The organism is Aeromonas sp. L_1B5_3 (assembly GCF_963866575.1).
Lineage (GTDB): Bacteria > Pseudomonadota > Gammaproteobacteria > Enterobacterales > Aeromonadaceae > Aeromonas > Aeromonas jandaei.
The window spans coordinates 77,290-103,015 of record NZ_CAWMDN010000095.1; the positions used below are offsets into that span (position 1 = coordinate 77,290).

31 protein-coding genes are annotated in these 25,726 nt (G+C 58.0%); 21 read left to right on the top strand and 10 right to left on the bottom strand.

Features of this window, described 5'->3' with window-relative positions; all coding sequences use genetic code 11:
- The first annotated feature begins 23 nt into the window (after positions 1-23).
- From AACR93_RS05975 to AACR93_RS06005, 7 genes are all read left to right on the top strand, one after another.
- Positions 24-422 carry a DUF6404 family protein gene (locus AACR93_RS05975; RefSeq protein WP_043849459.1) on the top strand — a complete coding sequence of 133 codons (399 nt, stop codon included), beginning with the start codon at positions 24-26 and terminating at the stop codon, positions 420-422.
- Entirely contained in the window at positions 409-771 is a 363-nt protein-coding gene (locus AACR93_RS05980; protein ID WP_043849460.1) for a VOC family protein, read from the top strand. Before AACR93_RS05975 ends, AACR93_RS05980 begins: the two co-directional genes overlap by 14 nt.
- Positions 772-1,035: 264 nt before the next feature.
- On the top strand, positions 1,036-1,626 hold the full coding sequence (locus AACR93_RS05985) for a HEPN domain-containing protein (protein WP_082044030.1): 591 nt from the start codon (positions 1,036-1,038) through the stop codon (positions 1,624-1,626).
- Between the two features lie 191 nt (positions 1,627-1,817).
- A complete protein-coding gene (locus tag AACR93_RS05990; RefSeq protein ID WP_043849461.1) occupies positions 1,818-2,114 on the top strand; it encodes a putative quinol monooxygenase in 297 nt (98 codons plus the stop codon).
- A 46-nt stretch (positions 2,115-2,160) separates the two neighbouring features.
- Positions 2,161-2,964, top strand: a complete 804-nt coding sequence (gene dkgB, locus AACR93_RS05995; RefSeq protein WP_043849462.1) for a 2,5-didehydrogluconate reductase DkgB — start codon at positions 2,161-2,163, stop codon at positions 2,962-2,964.
- A gap of 546 nt (positions 2,965-3,510) precedes the next feature.
- Entirely contained in the window at positions 3,511-4,689 is a 1,179-nt protein-coding gene (locus tag AACR93_RS06000; RefSeq protein WP_043849463.1) for an MFS transporter, read from the top strand.
- 155 nt (positions 4,690-4,844) lie between these two features.
- Positions 4,845-5,516, top strand: a complete 672-nt coding sequence (locus AACR93_RS06005) for an NAD(P)H-dependent oxidoreductase (RefSeq protein WP_043849464.1) — start codon at positions 4,845-4,847, stop codon at positions 5,514-5,516.
- Positions 5,517-5,642: 126 nt separating this feature from the next.
- Here AACR93_RS06005 and AACR93_RS06010 read toward each other — a convergent pair whose 3' ends face one another.
- The 3 genes from AACR93_RS06010 to AACR93_RS06020 are packed head-to-tail and all read right to left on the bottom strand — an operon-like array spanning position 5,643 to position 7,835.
- Positions 5,643-6,239, bottom strand: a complete 597-nt coding sequence (locus AACR93_RS06010; RefSeq protein WP_043849465.1) for an HvfX family Cu-binding RiPP maturation protein — start codon at positions 6,237-6,239, stop codon at positions 5,643-5,645.
- On the bottom strand, positions 6,236-7,030 hold the full coding sequence (locus AACR93_RS06015) for an HvfC/BufC family peptide modification chaperone (protein WP_043849466.1): 795 nt from the start codon (positions 7,028-7,030) through the stop codon (positions 6,236-6,238). The genes AACR93_RS06010 and AACR93_RS06015 overlap by 4 nt, the downstream gene beginning before the upstream one ends.
- A complete protein-coding gene (locus AACR93_RS06020; protein WP_043849467.1) occupies positions 7,023-7,835 on the bottom strand; it encodes a DUF692 domain-containing protein in 813 nt (270 codons plus the stop codon). Before AACR93_RS06020 ends, AACR93_RS06015 begins: the two co-directional genes overlap by 8 nt.
- 1,157 nt (positions 7,836-8,992) lie before the next feature.
- Between AACR93_RS06020 and AACR93_RS06025 the strand changes: the two genes are divergently transcribed.
- The 9 genes from AACR93_RS06025 to AACR93_RS06065 all read left to right on the top strand — a co-directional run bounded on the left by AACR93_RS06025 (position 8,993) and on the right by AACR93_RS06065 (position 15,332).
- Entirely contained in the window at positions 8,993-9,745 is a 753-nt protein-coding gene (locus AACR93_RS06025; RefSeq protein ID WP_043849468.1) for a hypothetical protein, read from the top strand.
- Positions 9,742-10,083 carry a hypothetical protein gene (locus tag AACR93_RS06030; protein ID WP_043849469.1) on the top strand — a complete coding sequence of 114 codons (342 nt, stop codon included), beginning with the start codon at positions 9,742-9,744 and terminating at the stop codon, positions 10,081-10,083. The genes AACR93_RS06025 and AACR93_RS06030 overlap by 4 nt, the downstream gene beginning before the upstream one ends.
- 4 nt (positions 10,084-10,087) lie before the next feature.
- Positions 10,088-10,423 carry a DUF3486 family protein gene (locus tag AACR93_RS06035; RefSeq protein WP_043849470.1) on the top strand — a complete coding sequence of 112 codons (336 nt, stop codon included), beginning with the start codon at positions 10,088-10,090 and terminating at the stop codon, positions 10,421-10,423.
- Positions 10,424-10,597: 174 nt separating this feature from the next.
- The gene (locus AACR93_RS06040) at positions 10,598-10,957 is read left to right on the top strand and encodes a hypothetical protein (protein WP_156152844.1); all 360 of its coding nucleotides are present in this window, start codon (positions 10,598-10,600) and stop codon (positions 10,955-10,957) included.
- Positions 10,947-11,351 carry a Mor transcription activator family protein gene (locus AACR93_RS06045; protein WP_052497038.1) on the top strand — a complete coding sequence of 135 codons (405 nt, stop codon included), beginning with the start codon at positions 10,947-10,949 and terminating at the stop codon, positions 11,349-11,351. The genes AACR93_RS06040 and AACR93_RS06045 overlap by 11 nt, the downstream gene beginning before the upstream one ends.
- Positions 11,344-11,709 (top strand): hypothetical protein, encoded by a 366-nt coding sequence (locus AACR93_RS06050; RefSeq protein WP_043849471.1) that lies wholly within the window; start codon positions 11,344-11,346, stop codon positions 11,707-11,709. The genes AACR93_RS06045 and AACR93_RS06050 overlap by 8 nt, the downstream gene beginning before the upstream one ends.
- A gap of 53 nt (positions 11,710-11,762) precedes the next feature.
- Positions 11,763-12,575, top strand: coding sequence for a phage protease (locus AACR93_RS06055; protein WP_043849472.1), 813 nt, complete (start codon positions 11,763-11,765; stop codon positions 12,573-12,575).
- A 1-nt stretch (position 12,576) separates the two neighbouring features.
- Complete coding sequence (locus AACR93_RS06060; protein WP_043849473.1) at positions 12,577-13,479, top strand: Mu-like prophage major head subunit gpT family protein; 903 nt, start codon at positions 12,577-12,579, stop codon at positions 13,477-13,479.
- A gap of 50 nt (positions 13,480-13,529) precedes the next feature.
- The gene (locus AACR93_RS06065; protein ID WP_156152845.1) at positions 13,530-15,332 is read left to right on the top strand and encodes a tape measure protein; all 1,803 of its coding nucleotides are present in this window, start codon (positions 13,530-13,532) and stop codon (positions 15,330-15,332) included.
- Positions 15,333-15,481: 149 nt separating this feature from the next.
- Here the strand turns inward: AACR93_RS06065 and AACR93_RS06070 are convergent, their stop codons facing one another.
- The 5 genes from AACR93_RS06070 to AACR93_RS06090 all read right to left on the bottom strand — a co-directional run bounded on the left by AACR93_RS06070 (position 15,482) and on the right by AACR93_RS06090 (position 19,725).
- On the bottom strand, positions 15,482-15,817 hold the full coding sequence (locus tag AACR93_RS06070) for a hypothetical protein (RefSeq protein ID WP_043849474.1): 336 nt from the start codon (positions 15,815-15,817) through the stop codon (positions 15,482-15,484).
- On the bottom strand, positions 15,810-16,775 hold the full coding sequence (locus AACR93_RS06075) for an MBL fold metallo-hydrolase (RefSeq protein WP_043849475.1): 966 nt from the start codon (positions 16,773-16,775) through the stop codon (positions 15,810-15,812). Before AACR93_RS06075 ends, AACR93_RS06070 begins: the two co-directional genes overlap by 8 nt.
- 112 nt (positions 16,776-16,887) lie before the next feature.
- Positions 16,888-16,998 (bottom strand): cytochrome bd-I oxidase subunit CydX, encoded by a 111-nt coding sequence (gene cydX, locus AACR93_RS06080; RefSeq protein WP_043849476.1) that lies wholly within the window; start codon positions 16,996-16,998, stop codon positions 16,888-16,890.
- A 16-nt stretch (positions 16,999-17,014) separates the two neighbouring features.
- Positions 17,015-18,154, bottom strand: a complete 1,140-nt coding sequence (gene cydB, locus AACR93_RS06085) for a cytochrome d ubiquinol oxidase subunit II (protein ID WP_043849477.1) — start codon at positions 18,152-18,154, stop codon at positions 17,015-17,017.
- The gene (locus tag AACR93_RS06090; protein WP_043849478.1) at positions 18,154-19,725 is read right to left on the bottom strand and encodes a cytochrome ubiquinol oxidase subunit I; all 1,572 of its coding nucleotides are present in this window, start codon (positions 19,723-19,725) and stop codon (positions 18,154-18,156) included. Before AACR93_RS06090 ends, cydB begins: the two co-directional genes overlap by 1 nt.
- Before the next feature lie 122 nt (positions 19,726-19,847).
- Here AACR93_RS06090 and AACR93_RS06095 point away from each other — a divergent pair, with 122 nt between their 5' ends.
- A complete protein-coding gene (locus AACR93_RS06095; protein WP_043849563.1) occupies positions 19,848-21,266 on the top strand; it encodes an aminotransferase-like domain-containing protein in 1,419 nt (472 codons plus the stop codon).
- A 69-nt stretch (positions 21,267-21,335) separates the two neighbouring features.
- Here the strand turns inward: AACR93_RS06095 and AACR93_RS06100 are convergent, their stop codons facing one another.
- Positions 21,336-21,974: a tellurite resistance TerB family protein gene (locus AACR93_RS06100; protein WP_043849479.1), complete on the bottom strand. Its 639-nt coding sequence runs from the start codon at positions 21,972-21,974 to the stop codon at positions 21,336-21,338.
- 148 nt (positions 21,975-22,122) lie between these two features.
- On the opposite strand from AACR93_RS06100, the gene AACR93_RS06105 reads away from it, so the two are divergent.
- Both AACR93_RS06105 and rsmS read left to right on the top strand, forming a co-directional pair.
- Positions 22,123-22,590, top strand: a complete 468-nt coding sequence (locus AACR93_RS06105; RefSeq protein WP_041208541.1) for an acyl-CoA thioesterase — start codon at positions 22,123-22,125, stop codon at positions 22,588-22,590.
- A 94-nt stretch (positions 22,591-22,684) separates the two neighbouring features.
- Positions 22,685-22,840 (top strand): pleiotropic regulatory protein RsmS, encoded by a 156-nt coding sequence (gene rsmS, locus AACR93_RS06110; protein ID WP_005337582.1) that lies wholly within the window; start codon positions 22,685-22,687, stop codon positions 22,838-22,840.
- Between the two features lie 76 nt (positions 22,841-22,916).
- Here the strand turns inward: rsmS and AACR93_RS06115 are convergent, their stop codons facing one another.
- On the bottom strand, positions 22,917-23,759 hold the full coding sequence (locus tag AACR93_RS06115; protein ID WP_041208542.1) for a LysR family transcriptional regulator: 843 nt from the start codon (positions 23,757-23,759) through the stop codon (positions 22,917-22,919).
- Between the two features lie 109 nt (positions 23,760-23,868).
- Between AACR93_RS06115 and AACR93_RS06120 the strand changes: the two genes are divergently transcribed.
- The gene (locus tag AACR93_RS06120; protein WP_043849480.1) at positions 23,869-24,399 is read left to right on the top strand and encodes a nucleoside deaminase; all 531 of its coding nucleotides are present in this window, start codon (positions 23,869-23,871) and stop codon (positions 24,397-24,399) included.
- Positions 24,392-25,666 carry an MFS transporter gene (locus AACR93_RS06125; RefSeq protein ID WP_043849481.1) on the top strand — a complete coding sequence of 425 codons (1,275 nt, stop codon included), beginning with the start codon at positions 24,392-24,394 and terminating at the stop codon, positions 25,664-25,666. The genes AACR93_RS06120 and AACR93_RS06125 overlap by 8 nt, the downstream gene beginning before the upstream one ends.
- The last annotated feature ends 60 nt before the right edge of the window (positions 25,667-25,726 follow it).

Consider the following 25,726-nt stretch of genomic DNA (forward strand, 5'->3'; position numbering starts at 1 on the left):
GAATTGACACAAGGAAGAACACGATGACATTTGAAGAGCGGCTGACGGCTGCCCATCAGGAACTGGCAAGTAAAGGAGTATGGCAGTCCAACTACAATCCCCCTTTGTGCAGGCTGCTGCGCAGATTTGGTTATCCCGTCAAACCGCCTCAGTATGAAGGTTGGCTAACCAACTTTCTGGTATTCGGGGTCGGCGTTGGTCTGGTATGGGGCACGATGATGTGGTTTTTTAGCTGGCAACCCATGGCAATGGATCTGCTATTTGCCCTGCGCCAAACAGCCCTGTTTGCGGGATTCTGCGGCCTGACCATGGCATCATGGCTCTGGCTACGGCGCAAGCAGCTTAAACTGACCCCGTGGGAACAACTTGCTGAGCCCAGCGATACTGATGATGAGGGAGACGAACTGAATGAAAGCCCATGAAAAATTGAACTATGTGGAGTTTGCGGCTAGGGATCTCGCCGCGACCAAGGCCTTCTTTCAGGCCGTATTTGACTGGCAGTTTGTCGATTATGGCCCCGACTACTGCGCCTTTGCCAATGAGGGGCTGGATGGCGGCTTCTATCGGGCAGATCAGTGCAACCTGACAGCTCAGGGCGGCGCTCTGCTAGTCTTCTACAGCGTCGATATTGAAGCGACTCAAGCCAAGGTGAGCCAACACGGTGGCACGATCAGTCGCCCACTATTCGACTTCCCCGGTGGCCGCCGTTTCCACTTAGTCGAGCCCAGCGGCAATGAGTTTGCAGTCTGGGCTGAACCGGCCTGTGCGTGATGGGTTAGTGGGAGAAGCATCCACACGATGCGCCCCAACAATATCCATAATCAGCCGTGATCTCTTACAAATATCTAGAGATACTAATTAATAACTTGTTTTGTGATCTTGCCGATGCAATTTTTTGGAAAAAATGAAGTATCATCGGCATTCAATGCTAATTTCTGTTATTAGCATGATGCTGCTCTTGTATATATGTTTTTCATATCCATACATTGAATACCAACCATAAATATTTAAATACCGTTTTATCTGGAAGGGATTATGTCAAAAGCCATTCAAGGATTTGAATACGCAATAAAGGATGCTGAAGAGTTATTAGCCCATTTTGATAGTGTAAATGCAAACCCACCTCCACCAAACAGCGAAGTACTAAAACGAGCAGGACTTGTAATGGCACTCACTGCATGGGAAACCTATGTAGAAGATCGTGTTGTCGAAGAAATGCATAAAAAGCTTGCGATTGTTCAAGGTAGCTATCTTGGTGATTTTATATTAAAAAAACTTCATACAGATTTGAAAACATTCCACAACCCTAGCTCCGATAAAACAAAACGAATTTTTCAAGACTATTTAGGGTTTGATGTCACTGAAGGATGGCGGTGGTCAAATTACGAGCCAGATAAAGCCAGATCAACATTGAATCAATGGATTAAGAAGCGTGGGGATGCTGCCCATCGCTCAAAACCTATAAACTCAGGAATTCCATCAGCTCATTTGATTAAACGTGACGAACTTGAAAAAGTAATCAGATTTATAAAAGACTTGGTGAAGGCCACCGACAACTATGTCAATGAAAAGATAGATCAGCACCATGCTTCTGTTTTTGAGAGACAGCATCAGATATCAAGCTAAACAACTGAAAAATAGTGCTGTATCTTGGCGATTCCTGTACAGATCTAGTTATCACTTGACACCGACTTTGTCGGTGTCATTTATCGGTTCCCATTGCTGCACTCCCCTCAATACTGTTTTGCGACCAGCGCCCTGTTTCCAGCAAGTCACTGCAGGCATACTGACCCTTCGTTTTTGCCAAGGAGGTTCAGATGTCATCACCCGTGATTGTGATTGCCCAGCTTGAAGCCAGACCCGAATTCGCCGCCCAGTTTCGTGCCGCCCTTGAGCCGCTGATTGCGGCCACCTTGCAGGAGGCTGGCTGCCAGCGCTACCAGCTACATCAGGATCTGGACAATCCAAATAGCTGGATGCTCTACGAGGTGTGGGAGAGCGAAGCGGCCCTCACCGCCCATCAGGGCCAGCCCCACTTTACCGAATTTGTCGCCAAGGCCGAGCCCTGGTTTGCTGGCAGCACCATTCGCCGCTATCAGCCGCTGGACGCCTGATTTGCCGCGCCACTGAGCGCCCTTTGCAACCCGTTCGAGGAGTAGCATGATGAAGATGCCCAACCTGGGTCTTGGAACCTTTCGCCTGACCGGCCAACCCCTGCGCGACTCTCTGTTGCTGGGGCTGGAACTTGGCTACCGCCATATCGACACCGCCCAGATCTACGCCAACGAAGCCGAAGTGGGCCAGCTGATGAGCGAGAGCGGCGTGCCCCGCCAGGATATCTATCTGACCACCAAGGTGTGGACCAGCGAATTTGGCCCGGGCAAGGTGATCCCGAGCCTTGAGGTAAGTCTTGAAAAACTGGGCACCGACTATCTGGATCTGGCGCTGATCCACTGGCCCTCCCCCAAGGATGAGGTGCCGATGGCGGTCTATCTGGAGCAGCTGGCCGAGGCCAAAGCACAAGGCCTGACCCGCGAGATCGGAGTCTCCAACTTCACCGTGGCCCAACTCAAACAGGCCATCGAAATTTTGGGACCGAGCGCCATCGCTCACCAGCAGGTGGAGATCCACCCCCTGCTGCAAAACCGCAAGGTGGTCGAGTTCTGCAAAGCTCACGGTATCGCCATCACCGCCTATATGCCGCTCGCCTATGGCAAGGTGCTCACCGAGCCGCTGCTGATTGAGATTGGCCAGCGCCACGGGGTATCGGCGGCGCAGGTGTCGCTGGCCTGGCTGCTGGCGCAGGAGATGACGGTGATCCCGAGCTCCACCAAGCGGGAGAATCTCGCCGCTAACCTTGCAGCCCTCAAGGTTAAACTCACAGCCGAGGAGATGGCTGCCATCGCCACGCTGGAGCGGGGCGAGCGCTGCGCCAACCCGGACTTTGCGCCGGATTGGGATTAAACAGGAAAAGATACATAGGCTCTCTCGCTTCGACGGCGGGTACCGGCAACCCTCACAAACCTATTGCAACCACTAGCTATCCCCTCTCCCTACGGGAGAGGGTCAGGGCGAGGGCAAGCGACCTCCCCCTCATCCCCAACCCTTCTCCCGCAAGGGGAGAAGGGAGCAAATCACGCTCAACGACATTCTTCAGCACCAGCGGGAGGCATCATGCCTCCCGTTTTTTTGCCCTTTAATCTCACTCGTTGCTCACTCCCGCACACACAGCAGGTTCAGCCAACCCTGTCGCCTTCCATTGCTCCTCCACCATTCCCTATTTGTGCCCTACTCGCTCAGCACGCTTTATCTCTGCTCTCCAGTCACTTCGCACTCCACTCTCTTCCCCCCTCTTTGCGGCCACTTTTGTCTCTCCCATTCCCCTCCTACTCATCGCCATTGCTGCTGATTTGGCAAAAGTAATTTGCTGTCACCATCATTTTTGCCAACAAACCGCCTAGGCATACTGGCGCCATTCTCCCATCGGGAGTCCCAAACCAAGGAGTTGTTATGCCACTGGCGTTATTTGCCCTTACCCTGAGTGCCTTTGCGATCGGCACCACCGAATTTGTGATTGTGGGGCTTATCCCCACCATCGCCGAGCAGCTCAATGTCTCGCTCCCCTCGGCGGGCCTGTTGGTCAGCCTCTATGCCCTTGGCGTAGCCATCGGCGCCCCTGTGCTCACGGCGCTCACCGGCAAGGTGCCGCGCAAGTGGCTGCTGGTGGGACTGATGGCACTCTTTACCGCCGGCAACTTGCTGGCCTGGCAGGCACCGGGTTACGAGAGCCTGATCGTCGCCCGCATCCTCACCGGATTGGCGCACGGGGTCTTCTTCTCGGTGGGCAGCACCATTGCCACCGGCCTGGTCGCCAAAGAGAAGGCGGCGAGCGCCATTGCCATCATGTTCAGCGGCCTTACCGTAGCGCTGGTGACCGGCGTACCGCTCGGCACCTGGATTGGTCAGGTCTTTGGCTGGCGTGAAACCTTTCTGATTGTAAGCCTGCTCGGCCTCGTCGCCATGGTGGGCAGCCTGCTGCTGATCCCGAACAACCTGCCCAAGGGGGCGGCCTCGACCATCCGCGAGCAACTCTCGGTACTGACCAACAAGCCGCTGCTGCTGGTCTACGCCAAAACCGCCCTCGGTTACGGCGGCGCCTTCACGGCCTTTACCTTCCTCGCCCCGATCCTGCAACAGGTGAGCGGCTTTAGCGCCGGTGCGGTGAGCCTGATCCTGCTGGTGTACGGGGTATCGGTTGCCGTCGGCAATATCTGGGGTGGCAAGCTGGCCGACAAGATAGGTCCATTGCCCGCACTGAAACTGCTGTTTGCCGGTCTGGCGCTGGTGCTGCTGGCCCTCACCTTCACCGCCCCCCATCCGGTGCTGGCCGTGCTCACCGTGCTGGTGTGGGGCGCCTTTGCCTTCGGTAACGTGCCGGGTCTGCAAGTACTGGTGGTGAAGCAGGCCGAACTGCACACTCCCAAGGCGGTGGATGTGGCATCGGGCCTCAATATCGCGGCCTTCAACGTTGGCATCGCGCTGGGCTCCGTCGTCGGTGGCTTGGTGGTAGAGCACCTCGGCCTGATGCACACCCCCTGGATCGGCGCCCTTATCGTGCTGCTGGCCTACGGGCTAACCCATGTCAGCGAGCGCCGCGAAGCCGTCCGGCTCGCCGCCTGTCAGGCATAAGCTGCGCCAGCAGGCGTCACGCAAGAGCGTGGCGCCTGCTGCAATCGGCGCGGCAGGCTTCTATGCTGTGACACAGCGTTAACCCGGCAACCATTTCAGCAACTGTTTCAGCAACCAAGCCTGTCACCCTCGCATCATTTGCCACGGAGTCTGTTATGAAGGTGCTTATCGTCTATGCCCATCCCGAACCCAAAAGTTTCAACGGTGCCCTCTTCTGCCACGCCATCAGGGCGCTGGAGCAGGCGGGCCACACAGTGATGACCAGCGATCTCTATGCCATGGGCTTTGATCCCGTCTCGGATCGGCGCAACTTCACCGCCGCCAGCGATCACGATTTTCTCAAGCTGCAGCTTGAAGAGCTGGCTGCCACCGAGCAGGGCAGCTTTGCCCCGCAGCTGGAGCAGGAGATGCAAAAGCTGGAGGCGGCCGACCTGCTGATCTTCCAGTTCCCGCTCTGGTGGTTTGGCCTGCCCGCCATTCTCAAGGGGTGGGTGGATCGGGTATTTGCCATGGGGCGGGTTTATGGTCAGGGCCATATCTACGAGAGCGGCAAGTTTCGCGGCAAGCGGGCGTTGCTGAGCCTGACCACCGGCGGCCCTGCCGAGACCTATCTGCCCGACGGCTTCAACGGCGATATCGACGGGGTGCTGCGCCCCATCCAGCGCGGGATCCTGCAATTTGTCGGCTTTGACGTGCTGCGCCCCCATATCTGCTATGCCCCGGTGCGGGTCTCGCAAGAAGAGCGGGAAGCCTGGCTCGCCCAGTGGGCCGAGCGCCTTGGCCAGATTGAGCAGGAGTCCCCCATCGCGGTTGGCCGCTACCAGTAACGGCTGACGCAGCTGACACTCCCCCCCACACAGCACAAAAACAGCGAGCGGCCCCCGGCCGCTCGCTGTTTTTCACGCTCTGTCGTTATGGTTTTTGTTATCCGTGGGCAAGCCTTATGCCGCCTGTTACACGCCTGCTTTGCCGGTCACGGCACGCTTGAGCCAGTAGTCGAGGCTGACGTAACGGCCCCCGCCGTAAACCAGCAGCACCAGCAGCATCACAAAGTAGGTGGCGGCAAACTCCATCCCGTTGTTGAGCATCACGGGATCCCCAAGCTCGGTGATGTAGTTGTAGCGACCGGGGAAGTTGGCGGCCAGCCACTCGATAAAGCCGTTGAGGCGCAAGGTAGCCTCCATGCTGCCGGTAGCGATGGCATCCCAACCGTGCTTCCAGTGCACCATGGCACTCGCCACGCTCATTAGAAAGATGGTGGGAATAGCCATGATGCGGGTAAAGAGGCCAAGGGCGATGCAGATGCAGCCCAGCACCTCGGTGCCCGCCGCCAGAAAGGCGAGCAGGGTCGGGAACGGCAGGTTGAGTCCCCCTTCCGAGACCGGCGCACCAAACCAGGCGACGGTGCCGGCAAAGCCCATCACCTTGGAGTGGGCCCCCACATAGATGACCGGAATGAGATAGAGACGAATGGCCAGCAGGGCCAGAAAATCGAGCCGCTTGCACTGGACTACCGCACGCTCGTACCACTGGATCAGGGTGTTGTTCATGGGAATTCTCCTTGGTGTTTGCTAAATGAGGGCAAGGGAGTGCTGGGCTGGCGCTCACCGACGGGCAGGGTAAGCAGACCCAGCCGGTGAAAATGGCGCGCCCAGTCGATAAGATCAAAGTCGCTGCGAACCTGTTGCACCTGTTGCTTGAATGTGGCTTGGGTGATCCCCGGCTGCTGTTGCAGCAGCTGGATCAGCGCCACGTCCCATTCGCGCAGCCGCTGGGTCACTACCTGATGATCCGGGCTGCGAAACAGGCCATAGAAGTGGTTACCCTGCCGGGTCGGCACCACCCCGCTGCGACGAATAGCAAAGGGGAGCTCAAGCAGTTGCAGGGTGGGATTGAGCACAAGCGGACTCTCCGCCGTCACCTCAACCCCCGATATAACTTGCGGCACCACCCCTTCATCAATCTCGACACAGAGGCAGGCCCACTCATACTCCAGCAGCGCCAGCCGCTGCCTGGGCCAGTTGAGGGAGCCCTCGCCGTGGCGATGCTGCACATAGCGGACAAACTCGGTGGCGATATGGTGAAACTCGGGGGCCTCGGCGCCGTGCGCGATAACAAAGCCCTCCACCAGCTGCCCTCTGTCCACCGGCGCCCAGTGAGCGTGAGTGAGCGGAAAAGCGCTCTCCAGCACCGACTCCACATTGGCGCGCACGCTGCGGGCATAGTGGCTGGCGATGCCATCCTGCGGCAACCGCACCCGGCTCGCCAGCCAGGCGGTCTGCTGCTGCATCCGCTGCGGGGCCGTTTTGGGCGATGTGATCAGTGATAACCGTCTATCCATAGCGCACCTCCCGCACCTGACTGTTGAGCGCCTCGCAACAGGCGCCATGCACCCGCGCCAGCTCGGCCTCCAGCTCGGCCAGCGGCGGCAGATGGTGATCCCGCTCCAGCAGCAGGGGGCGCAGGCCGTGGGTCTGCACCGTATAACGGGCCAGCGCCACCACCTCCTCACATACCGGACGACCATGGGTATCCAGCAAGGTGCCGTCCGCCTCTTCCAGATGGCCGGCGATATGGAAATAGCTGATCGCACTGCCCGGCAGCCCGGCGATCATCCGCTTGGGGCAGTAACCGTGGTTGCAGCTGTTCACAAAGACGTTGTTGATATCGAGCAGCAGCTCGCAGCCGCTGCGCGCCACCAGCTCGGCGAGAAAATCCTCCTCCGGCATCTCGTGGTCATAGCCGTGGTAGTAGGAGATATTTTCCAGCACCAGCGGGCGGGCCAGCGCCTCCTGCACCTGCTCGATCCGCTCGGCCAGATAGGGGATGTTCTCCCACTGGCGCGGCACCGGTAAGAGCTCGTAGAGATAACCCTGCTGGTCGCGGGAAAAGCTCAGGTGCTCGCTGTAGATCCCGATGCCGAACTCATCCAGAAAGGTGCGGATCTGGCTGAGCAGGGTGCGGTTGAGGGGCTGACAATCGCCGAGGGAGAGGCTGAGGCCGTGGGCCACCAGCGGGTAACGCTCGGCCAGCTGATGCAGCTGCTCGCGCCTGGCGCCGCCGATGGCCATCCAGTTCTCCGGCGCCAGCTCGAGAAAATCGATGCCGGGGCGGATAGGGTGTATAGGCCCTAGTAGATTGATCATTCTTAAGGATCCACCATAGACCCCGGTAATAAGTGGAATTCCTGCGGCATAAGTGGAATCGTGTTTTGAGGATTGGCGCGGGTTTGCTGGCGATTGACGGTGTGGGATGGGTGAGATTTTGGCGAGCGAGGCGGAGCGTATATTGGCAATCACGGAAATGATCACTGCTCCTAAAAAGGCCTGAAAATTACTGGAGTATTGATCACTATCTATTTTTTAAATTGGCCTTTAAACAGGCTTTAAACGCCACTTGCAAATCCGCCTCCACGCCGGATGCTATCTGGCCTTGAAAGACCCCCAGCGAACGCCTGCAAGGCGGCCTGTGGCCTAGGCTTGTGGCATTATTGACTGCGCAGAAAAATGCGCAAGGGATTAATCAGCAAAACAAGGGATTTTTACTTATAAGTCATTGAATATAAATGAGTTAATTCTTTTGTTGCCTATAGCTGGAAAAATTCGCATGATGGGCCTTGTGCGAATTTTTATCACACCGAGATGACCCGTTTTCTGTTCGCTTGCGGCGACCAGGAAAAGGAACTCAGTTCCTTTTCCTGCAATACCTGTTCCTTTTGATGGAATTTGTTTTAAAATCAATGCCTTATATTGGTTGCGTTCGCTCTTGATTGGTTATGTGAAAAGGAACGGCGATAGATTGCTTTGTTCTCTTTGTACGGGGCTCAATTGAATTAAGTTATGTTTCCATAAAAAAATCACTTTTGGAAACCGGGTTTCCCAAAGCAGATAAGCGGTTGTTTTCTTTATTATTCAGTTGTTTACGTGGTTTTTTTTGGAAATGCATTTGGAAACTTGAAATCTGCTGCTGTTTCTAAATAGGCTGTCTACTTGTTTGTTTTTTGCTCATCAAATCCTAGTGTTTTGATCATTGTTGTTGACAGGGGAATCAGCTCGGGATAGCCTTTAAATGCTCCAGAAAAACACTGGAGTCGGGACTACTACCCCCGTATAATCCAAGACGCACAACACGCGTCCAGCGTGTTTTTTTGTGCGAAAATCTAGCCTTGTTATGGTGGGCTGGATGGGGCTGGCGCAAGCTGGGCCGTATCCTTGGAGCGGTGGTAGTAACCCTGTTCAGCTCACCGCCAGCGAGATTACTACCCTCCTGTCGGTGATAGTCCTACTATCCAAGGAGGCCCGTCATGGCCGGTTCATCATCTGAACTCCGTTCTGTTGACCATCTCTGGTTGACTGTCAAAGAAATAATTGGTTTCAATTTTACTGGCATCCCGAAATCTGAAAGCGGGTTAAAGCTGTATCTTGAGTCTGCATCACAAGTTTATTCTAGCTCTGGCATCGACCTTGGTGGCGATCTTGTCCGTGTAAAACACGGTGGCGCTGGAAGAACATTGGAGTACAGGGTTGAGCTTCTTCCGGATGAAATAGCTACCGATTTGAAAAATAGATTTGATCTTAAGCAAGCGCCTTTTGCATCAGGTTTATGGCTAACATTATCAGAAATAATTGAACTTAAGCTTCCTTCATTGCCGAGGAGTAGAGAGGCGTTACGCGTTTTTTTGAATGAGCTTGGAGAGGAAAGGCCAAGTCTTATCAAGGAAAGTTCTGGTCAAAAAAGAATTGTTGGAATGAGGCTGTATCGCGCTGATCTCCTGCCTTTTAGAGCTCAAAGGGCATTGCCAGTACCATCTAGTATAATTAGTAGTGTTGACGCTGCGGATATGCTCACAGCTATTAATTTTCATTCTAATTGGAAGTTGTTCTCAACTTCTGCCGAGATGGCTGAATGTGGTCAATTTCTCCTTTCATTTCTGAATGGCCTTGTCGCCAGCAACGGTGATTTCGTGCGCGATGATCTGAGCCGTGCGCTCGACTTGGCCGAGGGCCTGATCCGTGCTGGCAACTCCTTGAGCAAGACTGAGGGAGGTGCAGCATGATGGCCCGCCACACTCCCGCCGTTTCGGTGCGCCGCTCCGCTGCGATCGCCAACTCCCGTCCTTCTCCGGTTCTTGTCAGCAGCGCCAGCAAGGCCCTGCGCAAGAAGATCGAGAGCATGAAGGGCAACCTTGCGGCCCTTGAGTCTATGCTTGATAGCTGCGATGCTGGTCTCATTACTGGTGAGTGGTTCTTGAGTGATGCCTCTCTGGCGCTGACTGTGATCGCGAGTAGCGCGGGATCTGCCAAGCGCCTTGTTAAGGCCGAAAGCCTGCATGTGGCTACCCTGGATGATGTGATCGTGGGTGAGTTCGTGGAGGTGCCAAGCGATGAGGAGTAAGCGTTTGACTGCGGAAGAGAGCCACGAAATGGCGGTGCTGGTGAATGAGATCGGGGTTAAGCAGGTGCTGGAGTTGCTGCGGGCGCACCAGCAGCAAAGCACCCCATTCACCATGGTGAGCAAGCCACGGCGCACGGTGCAAAAGTATATGAAGTGGCCGCCCGATATTCGGGCCACCTTTGCCTATATGATTTGCAGCGGTGAATATACTCAGGTTGAAATGATGAACTACATCAATGAAGAGATTGAGAAGCGCGGCCTTGGAGATGATATGAAAGTATCAAGAACCGCCATGAGTAGATTTGTGATTGATATTGAAAGCAGTGCCGCAAAAGGTTAATGTGTTGACTCCTCTCCGGTGATTGGGCCATCGGGTAAGGGCAGGGAAGATCCCCCAGTTTCACGACTGGGGGATTTTTTTATGCCTGCTGCTTTGGCGCGAAAAGCGTCAGTATCACCATTTTGAAGGTAGTGACAAAATTCGTGTATCGGTTTTACATGTGGTGATTCAAATATGAGTGTCATAGATGAAGATGGTGAGAGTGATTTCGTAATTCCATCATGGTCTTTTGAGATCGGCTTGATGCTTCATCTGGTGGATGTTTTAAATGAGCAAGCTTCAATTTGCGTTCATGAAAGCATTGTTAATTCATTTCTTGAGGTTTCTGATAAAAAAATCAGCTTTTCATTGGTGAATAAAGGTTTTTACCTCCCAAATGTTCGTTACTTTGTTTCTCCGCTTGTTAGCAATCTCATTGCTCACCACAGGGAAAATGGTATGAGTTATGTTGCCATTACCTATAAATATGGGATTTCTGTGAGGAGTGTTATGCGCAGAATGCAGTCAATTAAAAGGGTTGGTCATGAGAATTGATTATGCTGAGTTGCTTTCAGATAAATCGATGTTTGATGTTTTTTTAAAGTCATGCGCAGTTATGAGGAATGAGACATTAACTATTTTATATGAAAGCATTAAGAATGGCTTGGAGCAACAAAATTGCTTTGACGAGAAGCTAAGGGCGTCAATTTTTATTGCTATATGTGAAACGATTGGCGGTTCTCAAATATACCTTCCAAATGCTGAGTATTTAAAGAAAAGCCTTATCATGTTCTCTATTTACAAAGAGTTTGATGGAAAAAACCAAAAGATGCTTTCTGTTAAATATGGAATGAGCGCTCGTCAAATTCAAAATATTTTAGAAAGCCAGAGAACGCAAAACCGCCTTGCAAGAGATTGTATTGAGCGTTTGGGGGTGAACCGTGCTTGATGTGGATATTAATTCAGGCGTGATCATCGCTGGTGAGCTTTACGAGCGGCTGACTATGCGACCGCTGACAGCCGATCAGAAAGAGGAGCTTGAACAACACGTTTCCAAGAACGTGAGACAGATGATCCGAGCTGGTCAGATCAAGCCGCTTGGTATCCACCACGCCAAAGCGCTGGAATCGTTCTTCTATCTGCGTGAGATCGCCGTTGCGTCCATCGCCTTTATTGGTGACCGGGCTGGCCCTTTCACCTGGGACGATGTGTGTTCGATGACGGCGGCGGACTGGTGGAGCGTTGTAGCGGCCTCTATGGCGTTGGACGAGGTTGCGCATGGGTGCGTATCGGTTGTGCATCATTAATGCAACCTGATGCGATTTAAATTGGTTTTAAACATGGTTGTAGGTGGCTAAGCATGCCCTTTGTAGCGTTGTGCAGTGAAATGCCTCAGGCAGCACCTGAATGGGTGCAGATCATGCCCAGTGGGCCAGAGATCAAAGGCCTCGATGGCCGCAAGTGGAATATGAAGGATCCGGCGAAGCTGATCGACATGTTCAAGAACATGGGATTGCCGCTTGTGATCGATTACGAACACGGCCAAGAGCTCAAAGCGCCGGAAGGTGAAGAGGCTCCGGCAGCAGGCTGGATCGAAGATCTGGAACTGCGTGATGGTGAGTTGTGGGCAAAGGTCAGTTGGACGGAACGAGCGGCCAAGGCGATCAACAGTCGCGAGTACCGTTTCTTGTCTCCGGCGTTCGCCTATAACGCCAGCATGGAGATCCTGAGCCTGTCGAGTGTAGCCCTGACCAATAAGCCAAACCTGGTCATGACCGCTCTCAACAGTCGTGAGCAGGGCGGCAAGGGGTGGGAGGAGGTGTCTGTTGCGCTTGGTGTGCAAGTCAAGACGCCAGGCGATGTAATGGCCGCGCTGAATCGCCGTGAAGATGTGGCGTTGAACCGGCAAGCAGAGGAGGCGGTTGATCAGGCGATTGCTGATGCCCGCTTCTGCCCAGCCCAACGCGATTTCTTGATCGCTACCTGCCGGGCTCAAGGGGTGGATGCCTTCAAGGCGTTCGCCGACATGAATGGTGCGTTTGACGCACTTGGAAAGCCCATAAAGCTCGGCTCGCTCCATGGTAAATCACGCTTGAGCGAGTCACAAATCGCAGTGTGCCGCGCTGTTGGCGTGAGCGAAGAACAATTCTTGAACGTGAAGAAGGATCAGTAATATGCCTGCCCCGATTGATATCAATGCCGTAGTAACTGAATCAAGTACCGCCTTTGCCGCTCGCTTTAATGCCGGTGTAGGGACTGCCAAACCCACTTATCAGCAGGTGGCAACCGTATTGCCATCCTCTGCCGGTGCAACCGGTTATGGTTGGCTGGGTGACTTCCCGCGCCTCAAGGAGTGGATCGGTGATCGTCAGTTGAAAGAGCTGGCGAAGCACAAGTACACGATCACCAATAAGCTGTTTGAAGCCTCTATCGGTGTTCCTCGCGTTGACTATGAAGATAACGACTATGGCCGTTATGGGATCATCTTTGAGCAGATGGGTTATGACGCAGCGGTTTACCCTGACGAACATGTATTCAACCTGCTCAAGAATGGTTTCACCGAGCTGTGCTATGACGGTCAACCGTTCTTTGATGTAGATCATCCTCTGGAAACCACTCCGGCCTCTACCGCTTCAAATATCGTCGGTGATCCGGCTGCTACCGGTGCGCCCTGGTTCTTGCTGGATACCAGCCGCCCGCTCAAGCCGCTTATTTGGCAAGAGCGTATTGCTCCTGTCTTTACTGCAATGACAGAAGACAGCAACTCCGAAGTGTTTATGAAGGACAAGTATTATTTCGGTACTCGCGCCCGTGGTAATGCTGGTTATTCCTTCTGGCAAATGGCTGTTGCAAGTAAAGCCGCTTTGGATGAAGCAAACTTTGAGGCTGCTGTGGCCTTGATGATGAAGCAAAAAGACAGCAATGGCAGCTCTCTGAAAATTCGCCCGACCTTGATGGTCGTTGATGTGAGCTTGCGGGCTGCTGCTGAGAAGCTGCTCAAGCGCAAGACCTTGGATAATGGGGAGGATAATACCCATTACAACGAGGTTGAATTGCTGGTCTCTCAAGACCTGTAATGGAGTGAAAAAGGCCAGCCGCTCGGCTGGCCTTTTTAATTGGGGGATATATGGCTAAACAGCTACGAACTGAAATTACGATTGACCTTGCTGGCAACCTTGCCCAAAAAGCAAAACTGTACGGTCAATCAATGAGCCAATTTGCCACAAGCAATCAGCGTGCAATGGCAATGCTCAACCAAACAGCCATGGCAGCCAGCACCGGTATTGATTCGCTTGGTAATCGCGCAATTATTGCCGGTGCAGCTGTTGCCTATGGTTTCAAAAAAGCATTTGTTGATACAGCTGCTGAGTTCGAGCGCTATCAGATCATGCTCAACAAATTGCAGGGTGGCCCAGAAGGTGGCGCCAAGGCGATGGAGTGGATCAAGCAGTTCACTCAGGATACGCCATATGCCGTGGATGAGGTGACCAGTGCTTTCGTCAAACTGAAAGCATTTGGCCTCGACCCGATGAATGGAACGATGCAGGCGATCGCGGATCAAGCGGCCATGATGGGCGGCACCGCTGAGACAGTTGACGGGATCACGCTGGCGTTCGGCCAGGCATGGACAAAGGGCAAGTTGCAAGGTGAAGAGGCCCTTCAGCTGCTTGAGCGTGGTGTGCCTGTCTGGGATTACCTGGTGAAGGCCAGCAAGGAACTCGGTCAGAACAACGGGTTTGGTTATAGCGCCCAGCAGATCCAAGATATGGCCAGCAAGGGCCAGTTGACCAGAAAAGCGATTCAGGCACTTATTGACCAGATGGGCAAGGCATCCAAGGGTGCAGCCAGAGATCAGATGAACACCTGGAATGGCATGATCTCCAACATGGGTGATCACTGGACGTTGTTCAAGAGCGATGTGATGGATAGCGGAGCCTTTTCCGTCCTCAAGTCCGAGCTGGGTGGCCTGCTTTCCCAACTGGATGAAATGAAAAAAACCGGTGAGTACGACAAGCTGGTTGAGGAGGTCGGCGGCAATCTGGTTGATAGCTTCCATGCGGTTTCTGATGCAGCAAAAGAGGTCAAGAACGTTGGCCGTGAGCTGCTGCCCGTCTTGGATGGTATCGGGCGTGGTGCCAAGGCGATCAGTGATGCGGTTGGCGGTTATGAGCACCTTGCCAAGATCCTTGCTTCAATCTACGTCATCAACAAGGGTATCCGCATGGCTGCCCCATTGGCCAAAGGGGCTATTGCAGTTGGCAAGGGAGTATATACTGCCGGTTCTTGGGCCGCTGGCAAGATATCTGGCAGGAAAGGAGGAAGGCGCAGGGGTGGTATTGGTGAGTTGGATGGCATGGCTGAATCTCTGGCCAGTACCTTATATGGCGGTGCCATGCCGGTCTATGTTGTCAACATGCCAGGTGGGCCTCTAGGGCTTCCTCCGGCTATGGACCTTCCGAAAGGAAAGAACCCCAAGCCAATTGGACTTCCAAAGCCTAATAAGCCATCAATTAGCCCCAAGAAACTTTTTTCGGCTGCTATGCTCGCACCAGAGCTTCCTCTTGCGCTCCTTTATGCAGCAAGTGACTCTGAAGCCGCAAAGTCTCTGAAGGCTGAATCTGATACTGCTCAGGCTCTTCACGCTACGCTGCCACAGCCCAAGATGCTCAGTAACTCTGATGCTTATGCAATGATGGCATCTGGGTTTAGCGCTGCCTCTTCTGGCCTTCCAACGAACCCTTACGCCATGCTGGCAGCTGAGCTGCAAAAGGAAGCTCATGGACTTTCTGGTGGCGGTAACAACCCGGCACAATCAAGATCATCGCTTGATGTTACCGTCCACTATGATCGCCCTCCTACGGTTAGGGTTCGAGACGTGGCCCCTGGTATGCAAGTTCGCGTTGATAATGGCCCCAGCCTCATGCCGTAATGACCCCCTTTTTGCTAGTGAATTGATCACACTTTGCAGTGATCATTTCACTAGCTTTCAGTGATCAAATTACCCGCGCGCGCACATAGGGCCGGAGCAGAGCGCATCCAGATGCTCCTGCCGCAGCCCGATCCCCCGACTGCGGGAGCTTATTGGCCGCATACCCCCTCCGTCATCTTGCTGCCGTTGCTGGAACCGGATCTGTCGTCATCAATCCCCTCGCCCGCCACGCCGCACTTGCCATCGCGGGCGCGCACCAGCCGGCCTTGCGGATCGCTGTCGAGGGCCTGCTTTTCAAAGCGCTTCTCGGTGCCGCACTTGCCCGCCGCACACTTGCCGCCGTGCTGTTCGCTGGGGGCGGCCTTGACCGGCGCATCGCTCGGGGTGGCCGCCAGCGCCAGTCCCGGGGTCAGGGCAATCAGGCTGGTCATGGCGATGGAGAGGGTCAGTTTGCCGGTGGTTTTGTTGCTGCTTGAGTTACTCATGAGCGGACTCCTTGACGGATGAAACGGGGTAGCTGGAGAGATCCCGGGCGGCAATAACCTGACCGCGGAACTGTGACTTGACGATGTCGATCGCCTCTTTCTTGTGATTGAGGCCGACCCCCATCCAGTGGTTGAGCACCAGCAGCTTGGGGTTCACCTCGGTGGCAATTTTGGCTACCACAGATGGTTTGGCATGAAGCGAAGCCGAAACCGGGTCGGCCCCCTCGTGGATGGCAAGCGGCATCACCAGAATGTCGGCGCCGCGAGCAAAATCGAGGAAGGCGGGGTTGGAACCGTTCTGATCCGCCGAGATAACGATGCTCCCTTCGGCGCTCTGGATCCGGTAGGCAAGACAGGGCACGTCACCGTGGGGGATGCCGAGCGCGGTGATGGTCAAGCCATCCTGCTGATAGACGGTGTGGGGTTTTGGCCCCCGATAGGGGACATCAATCAGGGTGATGGGGAAGAGACCATCGGTGCCATCCTTGAAGCCGCTCAGGTAGGCATAAGCCCCCTTCTCCTTGTTGAAGAGGGCGTCAAAGTAGCCGCTCATGCTGGGGAAGGCCGAACCCGCCTCGGGCCCCGCCAGATCCAGCGGATCGCTGCGCTCGAAGAAGTAGGCCCCCTTGAGCAGGGCGGGCAGGTCAGTCACATGGTCGGTGTGAAAGTGGGTGATGCCGATAAAATCGACCTCTTCGAGCTTGGCCCCCGCCTGACCAAAGCGCAGGTAGACGCCGCCACCGGCATCGATCAGGATGCGGGATTTCCCCTTCCACCAGATCACCTCGCTGGAGGAGGCGCGTTGATCGTCGGAGATGGGGCCGCCACTGCCGAGCACCTGCAGGGTGAAGTTCTTGTCCAGTGGCGTCAGTTGTACGCCCTGGCTGGCGGCACCCGCCGGCGCGGCGGCAAGGGCGCAGCCGATGGCCAGCGCCACCGCTTTCAATGTCTGTTTCATATTGATTACCTGTCGGTTGAGTGACAGTCCGTGACTGTCAGTGAAGTGGCAGGGTGGGTGATCGGGCTGCGCCACTGGCAGCCCAACCGGGCATGCGGGTCAACCCCGCAGATCAGCTCTGGTCGCGGTCAGCCGCTTCCCAGCGCGCTTCCAGCCAGAGCAGATTGCACAGCCCCAGCAACAGGGCAAAGCCGAGCCCCAGTATCCAGGTGAAGTACCACATGGCGTCCTCCTTATGGTCAGTAGAGTTGATGGCCGTCGCGCTTGATGCGGGCACGGTCGAGCTTGCCGCGCACCACCCGATAGACCCAGCCGGTGTAGCCGAGGTTGACCGGCATCAGCACCAGCACGATGCCGAACATGATGGCCAGGGTCTTGTAGCTGGAGGTGCCATCCCACAGGGTCAGGCTGCTCGCGGCATCAAGGGTTGAAGGGAGCACGAAGGGGAAGAGCGAGATGGCCACCGAGCCGAGCATGGCGATGCAGGCCACGGCGCTTGCCACCAGTGCCAGCCGTCCGCGCTCCAGCCAGGCGGCAATGCCGCTCGCCAGCGGCGCCAGCGCGCCAATCAGCGGCACCAGCCAGAGCAGCGGTTGCTCGTGGTAGTTGCGCAGCCAACCGGCGACATGGGGAGTGACCCCCTTCATCAGCGGGCTCAGCACCGCATTGCCGTCAAAGGGCTGACCCGCCAGACCGCTCAGCTGATAGCCCTGCAGATCCACCAGATGCCAACCGGCCAGCAGGTAGAAAAAGGTCACCAGCGGGGCCAGCAGGATGGCGATGCCCCGTGCGCGCAGCGCGGGCGTTCCCGTTACCTTGGCTTGCAAAAAGCTGGCGCCGTGCAGCAGCAGCAAGGTGATGGCGGTAGCCAGCACCGAGAGCAGCCAGCCCCAGTGGAAGTCGAATACGCCGTAGTGCAGGCGCAGCGCCGTGTCGAAGCGAAACGGCAAGCCCTGCATCACCAGACCGATGGCGGCGCCGAGGATCAGGGTCGGTATCAGGCCCCCCGCCACCAGCGCCCGATCCCACCAGCGGCGCCACAGCGGGTCGGTCAGCTTGCTGCGGTAGTCAAAGCCAACCGGGCGCAGGAAGAGGCCGAGCAGCAGCACCACCATGGGGATATAGAGCACCGAGAAGGCGGCGGCATAGACCAGCGGCCAGGCGGCGAACAGGGCGCCGGCACCGGCGATGAGCCACACCTGATTGCCCTCCCACACCGGCCCCACGCTGTTGATCACCAGCCGCCGGTCGTCGTCATCCTGCGAGACCACCGGCAGCAGCATGGCGATGCCGAGATCGAAGCCATCCATCACGATAAAGCCGACCATCATGAAGAGCAGCAGCGCCCACCAGATGAGTTTCAGAGTTGCGTAATCCATCAGGCGATCCTCGCAAGTTCGGGTTGTTCACCGCTGTAGCGGCCGGTATGGAGAATGGCGGGCCCCTTGCGGATCACCCGGCGCAGCAGGAACAGCTCCACCACCAGCAGCAGGGTGTAGATGGAACAGATGGCAATGAGACTGAACCAGAGCTGGCCCGGGGTAAGCAGGGAGACCGAGGCCGACACCGGCAGCACGTCGCTGATGGTCCAGGGCTGGCGACCGAACTCGGCCACAAACCAGCCCGCCTCGATGGCGATCCAGGGCAGCGGAATGCTCCAGAGCAGGGTCTTGAGCAGCCGCGGCGAGCTCTGCAGCCGGTTGCGGCAGAGCTGGACAAAGCTCACCACCATCAGCCCCAGCATAGCGACGCCCAGCCCCACCATCAGGCGGAAACCGAAGAAGAGCGGCGCCACCTGCGGGATGGAGTCCTCCACCGCCTTGGCAATCTCTGCCTCCCCAGCCTTGGCGATATTGCTGGCATAGGGGGTGAGCAGCAGACCGTAGCCGAGATCCTTGCCGTGTTTAGCAAACAGCGCCCGGTTTTCGGCCGTGTCGTTGCCGGCGCGGATCTGTTCGAGGGCACCGGACGCCACCATGCCACTGCGAATACGCGCCTCGTGCTGCACCTTGAGATCCTTGATACCGGTCACCGCCTCATCGAGGGAGCGAGTGGCGATGATCCCCATCAGATACGGGATCTTGATGGCGGCGTGGGTGGTCTCGGCAGCCTGATCCGGGAAGCCAAACAGGGTGAAGGAGGCAGGTGCTGGCTCGGTATGCCACTCCGCCTCGATGGCGGCGAGCTTCACCTTCTGCACCTCGCCAGTGCGATAGCCAGACTCATCCCCGAGCACGATAACCGAGAGGATGGCGGCCAACCCGAAGCCGGAGGCGATGGCGAAGGATCGCAGGGCGAACTGCACCTCGGTCTTGCGCAGCAGATACCAGCTGCTCACCCCCATCACGAACATGGAGGCGGCCACATAGCCCGCCGCGACGGTGTGGACAAACTTCACCTGCGCCACCGGGTTGAGCAGCACGGCGGCGATATCCACCAGCTCCATGCGCTGGGTCAGCAGGTTGAACTCGGCCCCCACCGGGTTTTGCATCCAGCCGTTGCCGATCAGGATCCAGAGCGCCGAGAGGTTGGAGCCGAGCGCCACCAGCATGGTCACCAGCAGGTGCTTGCCGCGGGAGAGCTTGTCCCAGCCAAAGAAGAAGAGTCCCACCAGGGTCGATTCGAGGAAGAAGGCCATCAGCCCCTCGATGGCCAGCGGGGTACCGAAGATGTCCCCCACATAGTGGGAGTAATAGGCCCAGTTGGTGCCGAATTGGAACTCCATGGTGATCCCCGTGGTGACCCCCATGACGAAGTTGATGCCAAACAGTTTGCCCCAGAAGCGGGTGATGTCCTGATAGATCACCTTGCCGGTCATCACATAGGCCGACTCGGCGATCACCAGGATCCAGGACAGCCCCAGGGTGAGGGGGACAAACAGGAAGTGGAACAGGGCCGTGGCGCCAAATTGCAGGCGCGACAGGCTGACCACGTCATCCGGATTGATCATGTGTCACTCTCTTTTGTTGTATTTGCCTTGCACGTTTCATGCAGGACAAGTACACCACGGGTCATGACACCTATAACAGATGCAGTTATAGTGAATAGCACCTATAACAGTTGATCCAGATCATGCCTCTTTACCAACAACTGGCCGAACGCCTGAGCCGCGAGATCGATGACGGCATCTGGCAACCGGGGGAACGCATCCCCTCCATCCGCCAGAGCTGCAAGACCCACAACCTGAGCCCGATGACGGTGCTGCAGGCCTATCAGTTGCTGGAGAGTCAGGGGCGGATCCTCGCCCGTCCCCAGTCCGGTTACTACGTCAAGGCCGCCTCGCCAAAGGTGGCGCGCCACACCCCGAGCCAGACCCACTACAGCGGCTCGGTGGATATCAACGATCTGGTGTTCGAGGTGTTGCAGGCGAGCAAATCGCGGGCACTGGTGCCCCTTGGCATGTCAGTGGCCGACCCGACCCTGTTCCCCCATCCCCAGCTCGGGCGGGCACTGGCCAGCTGCATGCGCAGGCTCGACCCCTTCAGCACGGTGGCCGACCTGCCCCCCGGCAACGAGGCGCTGCGCCGCGCCATCGCCCAGCGCTACGCCAGCGACGGGGTCGCCATCAACCCGCAGGAGATCATCATCACCACCGGCGCCATGGAGGCGCTCTCCCTCAGCCTGCAGGTGCTGACCGAGCCCGGTGACTGGGTGGTGGTGGAGTCCCCTACCTTCTATGGCGCCCTGCAGGCCATCGAGCGGCTGAAGCTCAAGGCGGTGGAGATCCCGGTCATCCCGGGGGTAGGCATCGACCTGGCGCTGTTGGCTGATGCCCTCAGCCAGATGCCGATCAAGGCGTGCTGGCTGATGGGCAATGTGCAGCACCCGCTGGGCCACACCATGCCGGATGCGCACAAACAGGGGCTGATGGCACTGCTCAATGCCCACAAGGTGCCGCTGGTGGAGGATGACGTTTATGCGGAGGTCTACTTCGGCCGCGAGCGCCCCAAGCCCATCAAGCACTGGGATCAGCGCGGTGACAGCCTGCTCTGCAGCTCCTTCTCCAAGTGTCTGGCGCCGGGCTTTCGGGTCGGCTGGGTGGTGGCGGGGCCCCATGCCGAGCGGATCCAGCGGCTGCAACTGATGTCCACCCTCTCCACCAATGTGCCGAGCCAGCTGGCGCTGGCCGAAATGCTGCGCCAGGGCGGGGTCGATGCCCACTTTCGCCGTCTGCGCCACACCCTGGCCCAGCGCCAGCAGCAGATGCGGGCCGCGCTGCAGCGACTGTTGCCGGGCGAGGTGCGGATCTCCTCCCCCGATGGCGGCTACTTTCTCTGGCTGGAGTTCCCGCCCCGCCTCGACAGCCGCACCCTCCACGCCATGGCGCTCGACTGCGGCTTCTCCATCGCCCCCGGCGCCCTCTTCTCCAGTCAGGGGCAACACAACCACTGCCTGCGCCTCAACAGCTCCCATCCCTGGAGCGAGCAGCTGGAGCAGGCACTCCACCTGCTTGCGGGCCTGATAAACCGGCAGCTGGAAACAGAGGGGTGATCGCCAAAGCGCAGAAACAACAACGCCCCTTGAGCGGGGCGTTATCGGCAATCCATGGCGGTGAGGGTATCAGGCGGGGGCGTTAAGCTGGGCTACCTGCCGCTCGATGCTTCCTTTGAGGTTGTCATCGAGTTTGAGGGCGCGCGCCAGTTCATCGAGATAACCGCGCTCCATAAAGTGATCCACCTCGATGGCGAGCAGGGAGGCGAGATAGACCTCGGTGGCCAGCTCCATGTCGGTCACTTCCCGCGCCAGCGCGTGGGTGTCGAGGGGGCGGGCCAGCTCGGCGTCAATCCAGCGGGCGGCATCGCTCTGGCCCTGTTCGGTCAGGTACTCCTGAATTTTCTGGCGCTCGGCGCCGTCGATATGGCCGTCGGCCCGGGCTGCCGCCACCATGGCGCGCACCAAGAGAGCCGAGCGGGCGTCCAGCGCATTTCCTTCCAGAGTGCTGACGGGATGGGTCGGCTGGGCGGGCGCCGCCTGCTGGGCCTGCCAATCCTGATAGAGCTTGTAGGCCAGCCCGCCGAGGGCTGCAGCGCCACCCACGGCAGCGGCCTTGCCACCATATTTGCGCATCTTCTTGTTGCCCAGCAGCAGACCGAGCGCACCGCCGGCCAGCGCTCCTTGCATCTGCCCCTTGCGCTTCTCTCCGCCTTCGTTGAGCCAGCCTTTGCCAGCCCCCAGCAACTGTTCCAGCATCTGTTTCATGGTGTCACTCCTGCGGGTCAAAAAAGTGAAATCGGGATGAATAGAGCCAGATAGTGACCCCACCCCCCTGAATCGGGGATGAACCCTTGACCGGGCAGGCCGATGGGGCAAAGCTCAGGGAAACTCTTCAGGCAATAAGGATGTGACTGTGCCCAATCGCGAACTGACCCTGCAATTTCTGGCCGAACCCTCTGACGTCAATTTCGGCGGCAAGGTGCATGGCGGCATGGTGATGAAGTGGATCGATCAGGCGGGCTACGCCTGCGCCGCGGGCTGGTGCGGCGGCTATGCGGTGACCGTCTATGTGGGGGGGATCCGCTTTTTGCGCCCCATCCAGATTGGCCAGCTGGTGGAGGTACACGCTCAGGTGATCCACACCGGCACCACCAGCATGCATCTGGCGGTGGATGTCTACAGCCGCCATCCCACCGAGACCGAGCGCCACAAAACCACCCACTGCATCATCATCTTCGTGGCGATGGATGAGCAGGGCAAACCGACCCCGGTGCCCCAGTGGCAACCACTGAGCGAGAGCGATCTGCAGTTGCAGCAGTACGCCAAAAAGCTCATCGCCCTGCGCGAGGAGATCGACAAAGAGATGCGCCAGCACCTCTGACCTTCGTGGCTCACAACCCGACAGAGCGGGCGCTTTCGGCCAACGGCGGCGCCCCTGTATAATCCCCCCTCTTCCCGCAACCGGAACCCTGCCCATGTCACTGGAAACTGCCCCGCCCGAGGTGAAACTCGCGGTGGATCTGATCGAACTGCTGGAAACCAATGAGCTGGCCCCCGAGCTGGTGCTGGCGGCGCTGGCCATCGTCAAAAATGACTACGAGCGCAAGCTGGCGGAGGGGAAGGATCACTGATCCCTCCCCGCACTTTTTCCGCCTTATCTTGCCGACGTCAGTTTTTCCCCACAGACGTTTTTCCCCATATAGCCACTCACTGCGGCCCCATCACCTCATCACAGAGGGCGATCAGGGCCGAACTCAAGCGGCTGAGCGGTTCGCCCCCATCCTTTGCCGCATGGAGCGCCAGCTCCACCGATGCCACCTTGGGCCACTGGGTCAGGGCCAGCTGATCGGCAGGCATCAGCCGTTTGGGCAGCAAGCTCACGCCAATGCCTGCACTCACCGCCCCCTGCAAACTGGCGAGACTGGCGCTGACATAGGCGATACGCCAGCGCCGACCCAGACCATCGAGCGCCTCGGTCATCTGCTGGCGATAGAGCCCTTCGCTCGGGAAGGCAACCAGCGGCAGCGGATCACGCCCCTTCGCCGGCCAGTCGCGACTATCGACCCACACCAGCGGCTCACGCCAGCTGGCGAGCGGCGAGCCCTGTCCGCGCACCTGCTTGACCAGCGCCAGATCCAGCTCCCCCGCAGCGAAACGCTGCCAGATGTGATGGCTCAGGCCGCTCTCCACCTCCAGCCGCACCTCGGGGTAGTCGCGGGCAAAGGCGGCCAGCACCGGGGTGATGGCACCGGCGGCGAAATCCTCCGGCACCCCGAGGCTGAGGGATATGCTCCCCTCGCTCACCTGCTCCTCGGCCTGCGCCAGCAGCGCCAGAATGCGGCGGGCCAGCCCCAGCAGTTGCTCCCCCTCGGCCGTCGCCACCACCTGCCGACCGGAGCGATCCAGCAGCGGGCAGCCAATCTGCTGTTCGAGCCTGCGCATCTGCTGGCTGATGGTGGATTGGGTCAGATGGACCCGTTCACCGGCCCGGGTGAAGCTGCCGGTGTCGATAATGGCGACAAAACTGCGCAGTAACAGGGGATCCAGCATGGGTTTCTCCATTTATAAAACCACTGAAACTCATTTTATCATTTAATTTCCAAATGGTTTGTTTCGCCGCTAGGCTGGCATTTGTTTAGTCAAATCAGGGTTTTTCATCATGTCTGCGCCCCTTGTTGCCTCTGCCAACGCCCGCCCGATCCCCTCATCAACCACTCTCCCGACTCATCAGCGCTGGCTGGAGCAGGCGGTGCAATTGGCCAGAGCAAATCACCGGCAGGGGGGCCGCCCCTTCGCCGCCCTGCTGGTACGCGATGGCCAGCTGGTGGCGAGCGCGGTCAACGGCATCCATCTGGATGGGGACCCGACCCGTCACGCCGAGCTGGAGGCGCTGCGCAAGGCAAGCCAGAGCGGGCCGCTCGCGGGCGCCACTGTCTATGCCAGCGGCCACCCCTGCCCCATGTGCCTCGCCGCGCTGGTGATGAACGGCATCGCCGCCGTCTATTACGCCTTTGATAACGCCGATGCAGCGCCGTTCGGCTTTGACAGCACTGCCGCCTATCAAAAGCTGGGGCTGCCGCTGGCACCGCCACCTCTGCCACAGGTCAAACTGGCCGTCACCCTGACGGCGACAGATCTCTATGGCACCCAGTTACAACAAGCCACACAAGCAGCGCCTGATCATGAGTAAGGGGACAAGCGAACGCCCGGCAGAGGGGCGCCGCCAGCAGCTTGCCCTGCTGGTGCTGGTGATCCTGACTGGCCTTAACCTGCGCCCCTTTCTTACCGCCATCGGCCCGCTGAGCGGCGAGATTGGCCGCGCCCTGTCGCTCGGGATGGATACCCTGGCCTGGCTCACCCTGCTGCCGCTTTGGCTGATCGGGATTGGCGTGCTGCTCACCCCGCGCCTGCGCAGCCTTGCCAGTGCCACCACTTTGCTGGGGCTGGCCCTGCTGCTGCTCGCGGCGGGCAGTGCCCTGCGTTTTGATGCCCAGAGCGGCGCCCTGCTGATCGCCACCGCTGCGCTCTGCGGCCTGGGTTCGGCGCTGGTGCAAGGGGTGCTGCCCGCCCTTATCAAGCAGCACTTTGCCCACAAGGTGCCGCAAGTGATGGGGATCTTCTCTGCCTGCATGATGGGGGGCGGGGCGCTCGGCGCCAGCCTCACGCCACGGTTGACGGCGAGCCTCGACTGGTCGCAAGCACTGGCGCTCTGGAGTCTGCCGCTGCTGCTGGCCATCGTTTGGCTAGGGTGGAAAGTGCGTCTGCCAAGTACCGCGGCGGTCGCTATTCCTCACGGCGAGCAGCGGCTGATCACCCTGCCCCGCAGCTGGTTGCTGATCGTCTGCTTTGGCATCATCAACAGCGGTTACGGCATCGTAGTGGCCTGGCTGGCCCCCGCCTATATGGCGAATGGGTGGAACGCTGCGCAGGCGGGCGAGCTGGTCGCCTGGCTGGCACTGGCGCAGACCGCCAGCGGTCTCGGCTTGCCGCTGCTGGCAGCCCGCAGTCTGGATCGGCGGCCATGGATGGGGCTTGCCATCGCCATGCAGCTGGCGGGATTCGGCGGCCTCTGGCTGGCGCCCGCCAGTGCCCCCATTCTCTGGTGCATGCTGTGCGGCGCCGGTCTGGGCGGCAGTTTTTCCCTGATCATGGTGATTGCGCTCGATCACCTGCCTGACCCGCGCCGCGCCGGCACCCTGAGCGCCCTGATGCAGGGCTTCGGCTTTATGCTGGCTGCCACCGGCCCCTGGGTGGCGGCGCGCCTCTATCACCTGTTCGGTGACTTCGCCGCCGCCTGGCAGTGGCAGCTGGGGGGATTGCTGCTGATGAGCCTGCTGGTGCTGCGCCTCGACCCGCGCCACTACCCTCGCGTCATGGGGTTACCGACCGCCAGTGAGCCAACCATTTCGTCGCCCTTCCCGGCCAGCTCTGCGGCCCAAAGCAACACACCGGCCTGAGGCCGGTGTGTTGGAGATAACAGTGTTGGGGGTGACAACACGAGGCTGATGCCACTCAGA